At 68.8% G+C, this 1,171-nt stretch carries 2 protein-coding genes and 1 pseudogene; 1 reads left to right on the forward strand and 2 read right to left on the reverse strand.

Features of this window, described 5'->3' with window-relative positions:
* Positions 1-88: 88 nt before the first annotated feature.
* Positions 89-331: a hypothetical protein gene (locus tag G6019_RS16110; RefSeq protein ID WP_182613484.1), complete on the forward strand. Its 243-nt coding sequence runs from the start codon at positions 89-91 to the stop codon at positions 329-331.
* A gap of 149 nt (positions 332-480) precedes the next feature.
* Here the strand turns inward: G6019_RS16110 and G6019_RS16115 are convergent, their stop codons facing one another.
* Positions 481-702 carry a hypothetical protein gene (locus tag G6019_RS16115; RefSeq protein ID WP_107757320.1) on the reverse strand — a complete coding sequence of 74 codons (222 nt, stop codon included), beginning with the start codon at positions 700-702 and terminating at the stop codon, positions 481-483.
* Positions 702-1,171: pseudogene (locus G6019_RS16120) on the reverse strand (hypothetical protein); the annotation flags it as partial. The gene G6019_RS16115 and the pseudogene G6019_RS16120, both read right to left, overlap by 1 nt.

The following is a 1,171-nucleotide window of genomic DNA, read 5'->3' on the forward strand; positions in this document are numbered from 1 at the left end:
GGCGGGTTCGGCATCTGCGGGTGCGCCCGCGGGGGCGTTCTCGTCGTCGAACGGTGGGGCCCACGCCAGTCGTGCAGGGATGATGCCCATGGGAATGATGGGCGCCGCGGCGACCGGCCAGAACGAGGGCCGTCGCGGTCACACGCCGGCCGCGTATCTGACCAACGCCACCAACACCTCGGAGATCATCGGGGAACCGGTCAAGGTCGCCCCCGCGGTTCTGGGGAGGACTCCGCCGCCCGAGAACGTCGAAACCGAACAGAAGCAGGAGCAGCCGGTGGTCAGCCGGGTCATCGGACGGCGAGATACCGGAGGCGACACCGCCACGTGACCACCGGCCATGATGCGGCGCGAAAGAACCCGACAATCGCCCGGGAGGTGTTGCCCCGCCGCCCCGGAATCGACGAGCTGTGTGGTTCGGCACCACCCGGCAGCCCTCACCCGGCAGCCCTCACCCCGGCAACCTTCACACGGCAACTCTCACCCGGCGAGACCCAACGCCTCGAGCAGGCGCATGACGAGTTCGTATCCGATCAACCCGACAAACCAGATGACGCACAAGTACATGCCGTACCTCTTGATGTGGTCTTGCCGCCAGCTGGCGACGAACCGCATCTTGATGTCTCCCCACCGGGAGAACGGAATGTCCTCGCTTCCGTGCTCGAACTCGTTTCCGGGTTCCCGGCTCTCGCCCGTTGCCATCAGTTTCCACCCCTGTTCGTGTTCTTCTCCGGATCACTCGTGTTACCCGGCGTGTCGGCGGCCTCCCCCTGCGTCAGCGTGTCGTAGACCCTGTCCGCGGCGCTCTCGCCGAGCCATGCGCCGACCCCGGCGCCGATCCCGGCCCCGACGAACGTGCCGACCGGCCCGAGGTACGACCCCGCCGCCGCGCCGGCGAGAGCCCCGCCTCCCGCCCCGCCGCCGAAAGCACCGATCGCTTCGGTGATGGCCTCGGGCGCCGACTTCTCTCCCTTGACGTATTCATCGAGGCCCTCGTACACGGTCACTCCCGCCCCGGCGGCACCGGTGAACCTGCCGAGGCCCCGGAGGAGTCCCGCGCTCCGACGCCCGGCGTCGTCCGGCTTCGGGTTCAGCTTGTGCCTACCCCTGGTCTCAGGGTCGTGTTCGTCCGCGAGGGCGAGCGCCCCTCTGTCGACGGCTTCAGCCGCAA

This window comes from Dietzia sp. DQ12-76, from assembly GCF_014145045.1.
Lineage (GTDB): Bacteria > Actinomycetota > Actinomycetes > Mycobacteriales > Mycobacteriaceae > Dietzia.

Bases quoted from the DNA above. Each gene is read 5' to 3' on its own strand.
- G6019_RS16115 (WP_107757320.1), bottom strand. From the start codon at position 702: ATGGCAACGGGCGAGAGCCGGGAACCCGGAAACGAGTTCGAGCACGGA.
- G6019_RS16110 (WP_182613484.1), top strand. From the start codon at position 89: ATGGGAATGATGGGCGCCGCGGCGACCGGCCAGAACGAGGGCCGTCGC.